The following is a 5,595-nucleotide window of genomic DNA, read 5'->3' as shown; positions in this document are numbered from 1 at the left end:
ATCCTCTAGTTGTAGTTGCTGGACCCTGTTCAGTAGAAAATGAGGAAATGATTATAGAAACAGCCCAACGGGTGAAAGCTGCTGGTGCTAGGTTTCTGCGTGGAGGTGCTTATAAACCTCGTACTTCTCCTTATTCTTTTCAGGGACATGGTGAGAGTGCATTAAATTTGTTGGCTGCCGCTAAAGAAAAAACTGGTCTAGGTATTATTACAGAGTTAATGGATGCTGCAGACTTGCCAATGTTGACTGAAGTGGCAGATGTCGTGCAAATTGGCGCTCGTAATATGCAAAACTTCTCACTATTAAAAAAGGTCGGCGCTCAAGATAAACCTGTACTTTTGAAGCGGGGAATGGCTGCAACTATTGAAGACTGGTTAATGGCTGCAGAATATATTTTAGCTGCTGGAAATCCAAATGTTATTCTTTGTGAGCGGGGTATTCGCACATTTGACCGTCAGTATGCTCGTAATACTCTGGACTTATCTGCAATACCAGTTTTGCGATCGCTGACTCATTTACCAATTATGATTGACCCTAGTCATGGTACTGGTCGGGCTGAATATGTACCTGCAATGGCAATGGCAGCTATTGCGGCAGGGACAGACTCTCTGATGATTGAAGTCCATCCAAATCCTGCAAAAGCTCTGTCAGATGGCCCCCAATCTCTAACACCTGATAAGTTCGATCGGTTAATGGAGGAAATGGCAATTATTGGTAAAACTGTTAAGCGTTGGCCACAGACAGAACCAGCCCTTGTATAACTTTGCTCAAAAATTGGTTAATTCTCTTTGCAATATAACCAAAGAATTAAAAAGTGGGCGGTGGTGCATAGTAATGGTAGAGAGAGTGTGGTCCGTGTGGTCCGTGTGGGGAGAAATTAAAAAAATATATATCCTCACCATTACTATGCAGGACTACCAAAAAGTGATTAGCAATTAGTAATCGACTAGGGGAGTCATAGGATTAAATGTAAAGCCGATCAATGGTTTGAAAGAGGATATTTTACCTCTATCAAACCCCAGAAAAAGCTGATAGCTAGTCAAGCAATTTTTAATTAAGAGTTACTGAATAAGTCTTAAACCCTAATTAATAGATATAAGGAGCCAGAAATAAGTCGGCTATCGTTTCAAAATTAATGTTTTTTTTGAACTCATACTTGGAAAGTTTAATGGGTATTAACCTCAAAAAAACTCTTGCCTTTTGGTTTTTACCACCCCACACCAAAAACTTTTTTAGCAGACCCTAATTACTTTAACTTTAAGCAGTAAATGTTATGGCAAATGAAGCCAAGGTGTTTGACAACAAAAAAACTGACAATACATTTATTTTAGGTGAAACCCTGATAGCTAACTACTAATTAGTATATCTATGAAAATTGATTATTTTGTTGAGAAATGATACAGTCAATTTGATGTTCAATATTATCAAGTAATTTCTGCAAAGTTAATAAGCTATCTAGTTGAAAAGGAGCTAAATGTTGACGAGAACAAACTTGATTTATTTTAACCTGTAGTTGTTTACCTAATTTAAAGGCATCTTGACTCAAGGAAGATAACTGTTGCTGTTGATAAAATCTTAAAGCTGCTCCTCTCAATACTTGTAATGTCGCTTCTTGCCCATAATCTCCAGGCATTACCCTCAAACGCAATAATAAATGATTATTTTGATAAATTCTTTCTATCTCTACTTGCCGAGGTTTTTTAATAGGAATTAAAGGCATTTTGGTAAGAATTTTAAGTTCATTAATCAGAGCTTCAATTTTCTTTGCTTCTAAATTTTCAACTACAGACTTCAGAACTCCGTCTTGACTCCAAAGAATTCTACCTTGGGATTGTTTTTGTTCAAAATAAAGTCTACCAATTCCTGATTCTAAGACTCTCAGCAACAATTCTTTTAATAACTTTTGAGGATCTAAAGTACCCATAGCTTCTAAAGAAGTAAGTTGGGAAGAACTGGTTAAAGATAATTCCAAAATATCACATAGAGAGTTTTTTGATGAAGATTGAGTTTCAAATTGAAGTTTTGTCTGTTGTGAATCTTGAGAAATTTTGAGAAGACTGCCTTGCTCTGTTGTGTTTTTTGCCTCCGAAGATTGTTGATTTTTTTCAACTGTAGCAGACGGATAATTATCAATTTGTTGTTGATTATCCTTGGCTAAACTAACTCTAGAAGCACTAGAACTTTTTGATTTTTGATGACCAATATGGCTTAAATAAGATGAAAGGATTGACCTTTGAGTTTCAGAGGAAATTTCTTCACTTACCAGTGAACAATTTAAGTAAGATAGTAATCGGCGAGCATAATCTAAAGCAGAAGAGTCTTGGGGGTCAACTACACCAAGTCTGACTCGGCTACCTTCTACAGATAGAGGTAAAATTTGATAGTATAAACAGGCCTCAAATGGTAATATATTGTCAATTAAGGCAAATATCTGGGGATTATCCATTTGCTTTACCCCCTCATTGTTCTGAAATGCTAACATTTTTGATTTGTTGATTTGAAACTAATAGAAATCATGTATTTGATGCTCGGGATTAAGATAGGCATTCGCTGTCTCCACTAGAATTATTGAAGTTGAGTTAATCATCACTTTGAAAATAATAACTTAAGTCAGCATATAAACTGGGCTTTTTCCATCTGCTGAACATAACCACTGATTTTCAGATGGGTGAGGCATTGGGATTAAATCAACAATGCGGTAATCCTTGAATATTTATAGTAGTGGTTATAGTAGTGGGTTAATAATACTATATTATCCTAAAAATTTATAGATTTAATTAATTGAACCTTTGACTAAAGTCACTTTAATCTTTTTAAGGGCGGAAATAGCTGAAAATCTAATAGCTCAAAATAGATCAAACCTAGATATATCTATAAATAGTGGTGTTGATGAATTTAGCTATGATTTTCTGTGCTTAGGGGGTAGGGAATAGGGAATAGGGAATAGGGATTAGTTCATTCATCGATAGGAACAGGAACAAGTAGTGAAAGGAGTATTTATAATTCAGATATTGATTACCGAAGAATTAATAATTAAATAATTAAATAATTAAATAATTCAGCTTTGTTAGCCTCCCCAATAAAAGGGAAAAAGCGGTCGGAAAGCGGAGCATGACCTAGGATGGGATGGCGTTAGCGCAGCGGCTCTGCAAGAGCGGGAAACCTCGCCATATCCAATCTCCCCTCGAGAAATAAATTTTTTCCCTACCGCATCAATCCTCTCCCTTTTAAGAAGAGGTAATTATCCATTATCCATTATCCATTATCCATTATCCATTATCCATTATCCATTATCCATTATCCATTAATGAAGCGCCAGCCTAAATATCTTAATTCATAGTTTGGTTCACCAACGCCTAAACAGGCTAATGACTAATTAAATCTTTACTAAATACCAGAGCAAAATTAATTACACATTACTTTTTGCCAGGCTAAATAACTTGGATAAATTTTGCTTAAATCTATTTTGCCTACTTAATATTTATCTATATGTGATTAAGAACTGTTCCGTAAAGATTGAGCATCTAAATACAGTTTAGTCCATTCACTAATAACTTGATTAGTTTTCAGGTTTAACTTTTTACCAATTTCCTCTATACTTGCACCTGATTTTAACGCTTCAATTAAATAACGTTGTTGAGAGTTGAGATTTTGCCAATATTCTTGCCATTGACTGGAAGTCAAACCTAGGCCATGCTCATTGAGAGAAATCTCCAGCCAACTAGCTATTAATTCTGGTTGTTGTTTGAGTGCAAAAACACGAATTGCATGATAACTAACTTTTTCTCTTAGCCTATATACCTGTTTTACAGGCATATCCAAAGCTTGAGCAATTTCATCCTGAGTATTACCTCTAATATAAAGTTTTAACCATTCTGCTGCTTTTTGGTCAACTTTTTCCGCCAGATATTTCTCAAATTCTTCTTGGACTTTAGACCGAAGTTGATGTTGTTGTTCCATCGCTTCTGTATCTTGATACTCCGATGTCACCACAGCATCCAACAAACTTACTCGGTCTTCCGTATCACCAGGGGTAATATCCTCTGAGATTAATTTGACCCATTCTTTGACAGGTACTTGAGTGAGGCCACCTCTTTGAGTCCGACGTAGATAATTGACAAATCTATAAACCAGTAAAGGTTGATTACGAACTGGTCTGACACAATATTCTTCTACACTAGCTAACAATAAAGAGTTTCGCAGATGTGCATTTTTCGTACATTCGGCAATCTTGGCCATTTGCTGTTGTAGGTAGCGATCGCTATTGAGCATCTCTTGGATCACTTCTTGGAGAACATCAATTACACTTCGCTGGCGATCGCGACTGGTATTTACCCATGCTCGTATTTTCTGTCGCAGCATTACTAAGCCATTCAAGCGTTGCATTAAGTTTCGATAAGCTCGGTCTGGGGGAATATCTAAATACCTTTGCCGCAGAATTCGATAAAGAAATTCTCTCCCTTTGGATGCCATTTCCCTTTGGACAGGAGTAAGGGTATCTAAGGAACTAGGATTATTTCCCAATAGCCAACAAGTAATACTATTGTGGATATCTGAGTTATGGTTTGGATAGTCTTCCTGAAGTCTGGTTTTCCATTCTTGTGCCAGTGCTTGAGCCAAAGTCATTCTATTTTTAATTCTAGATATTCGATTATAGTAAAGGGGGGAGTCAACCTCTGCAAAATTCTGCCAAAAGTTTATTCTTTGCTATAGTATTCTAGCAATATTTCTGAGCTTTGATTTGATATGCAGTTTGGATTGATTATCTGGAGAGAGTTTATTAGTTTAGTGAAATAGCAAATTTCTAGATTAGTGAAAACCTAGATGGATATTTATCTATTTTTCTATAAAATATTGATTATTTTTCAGAATTATCAGGAGTAAATATTAAATCTTGCCTGAAAGTTGGAAAAACTGAAAATAAAGTTTCTTGTTTGTGGATTTGCGTTAGAATTCAAAAATCACTGGTTATAGATATAAGAACTCAGTCATCACCTATCAACTTTTTTATATATTGCCTAATTTGGCACGATCGTCAATTATTCTCTCTCTGAATCTTTGTGCAAATTATAGATAAATTTTTCTCTGAGCTTCAGTCAAACCTAACGTAACTTTTCCGAATCCCCAGAAGTAGATATTACATCTTGTCTGAAAATTGGCATAACTGAAAATAATGTTTTTTTCCCTCTACTTTCATTAGGATGAAAAAATCTCTGTATCTGAATCTTTCTGCAAATTATAGATAAATTTTTCTCTCAGCTTCAGTCAAATCTAATCTAACTTTTCCAAATCCTCAGCAGTGGATATTAAATCTTGTCTGAAAATTAGCAGGACTGAAAATAGGGTTTCTTGTTCCTCCACTTTCGTTGAGATTAAAAAATCTCTGTATAGATACAATAACTCAGTTATTATCTATTAAATTTTTTGTATCTTGCCTAATTTGGCAAAATATTGGATGATTCCCTCTGTGAATCTTTCTGCAAATTATAGATAAATTTTTCTCTCAGCTTCAGTCAAATCTAATCTAACTTTTCCAAATCCTCAGCAGTGGATATTAAATCTTGTCTGAAAATTAGCAGGACTGAAAATAGGGTT

The 5,595-nt window shown here is 35.4% G+C and carries 3 protein-coding genes; 1 reads left to right on the top strand and 2 read right to left on the bottom strand.

The window, feature by feature from the left end; genetic code table 11:
• The coding region (gene aroF, locus F6K22_RS29690; RefSeq protein WP_293106458.1) for a 3-deoxy-7-phosphoheptulonate synthase at positions 1 to 761 on the top strand (761 nt) is incomplete at its 5' end.
• Positions 762 to 1,366: 605 nt separating this feature from the next.
• Here the strand turns inward: aroF and F6K22_RS29685 are convergent.
• Positions 1,367 to 2,482 carry an ATPase, T2SS/T4P/T4SS family gene (locus F6K22_RS29685; protein WP_293106455.1) on the bottom strand — a complete coding sequence of 372 codons (1,116 nt, stop codon included), beginning with the start codon at positions 2,480 to 2,482 and terminating at the stop codon, positions 1,367 to 1,369.
• A 1,013-nt stretch (positions 2,483 to 3,495) separates the two neighbouring features.
• Positions 3,496 to 4,626 carry a HetZ-related protein 2 gene (locus F6K22_RS29680; protein ID WP_293106452.1) on the bottom strand — a complete coding sequence of 377 codons (1,131 nt, stop codon included), beginning with the start codon at positions 4,624 to 4,626 and terminating at the stop codon, positions 3,496 to 3,498.
• Between the last annotated feature and the right edge of the window lie 969 nt (positions 4,627 to 5,595).

The sequence above is a fragment of the Okeania sp. SIO2F4 genome (genome assembly GCF_010672385.1).
GTDB lineage: Bacteria > Cyanobacteriota > Cyanobacteriia > Cyanobacteriales > Microcoleaceae > Trichodesmium.
The sequence above is the reverse complement of the archived record's forward strand: the minus strand, read 5'-3'. Positions and strand labels throughout refer to the sequence as shown.

Coding starts and splice junctions, on each gene's coding strand:
- F6K22_RS29685 (WP_293106455.1), bottom strand. CDS start 2,482: ATGTTAGCATTTCAGAACAATGAGGGGGTAAAGCAAATGGATAATCCC.
- F6K22_RS29680 (WP_293106452.1), bottom strand. CDS start 4,626: ATGACTTTGGCTCAAGCACTGGCACAAGAATGGAAAACCAGACTTCAG.